The following is a 243-nucleotide window of genomic DNA, read 5'->3' as shown; positions in this document are numbered from 1 at the left end:
TCTCGAAGCCGAGGAACTCGGTGATTGCGCCATACAAGCCGCCCAGGGAGTCCGGGTCGAAGAATTCCTTGATCTTGTGGATCTTGCCGTTTTCGCCGTAGCCAAAGAAGGTGGTGGCGTATTCGCCTTTACCGTCAATGCCGAGGATCGCGGTTTTTTCCTTGAAGCCCGAGCAGTGGTAGGCACTGGAGGCGTGGGCCAAGTGGTGCTCGACTGGCTCGATCTTGACCTTTTTCGGGTCGA

1 protein-coding gene is annotated in these 243 nt (G+C 56.8%); it reads right to left on the bottom strand.

The genetic code is table 11. The features are described from left to right. Nucleotides 1–243 (bottom strand): carbamoyltransferase N-terminal domain-containing protein (locus R0J88_RS22840; protein ID WP_410901296.1); only part of this gene is annotated, 243 nt, incomplete at both ends.

It is taken from the genome of Pseudoalteromonas sp. SIMBA_162 (assembly GCF_046535955.1).
Taxonomy (GTDB): domain Bacteria; phylum Pseudomonadota; class Gammaproteobacteria; order Enterobacterales; family Alteromonadaceae; genus Pseudoalteromonas; species Pseudoalteromonas marina.
The sequence above is the reverse complement of the archived record's forward strand: the minus strand, read 5'-3'. Positions and strand labels throughout refer to the sequence as shown.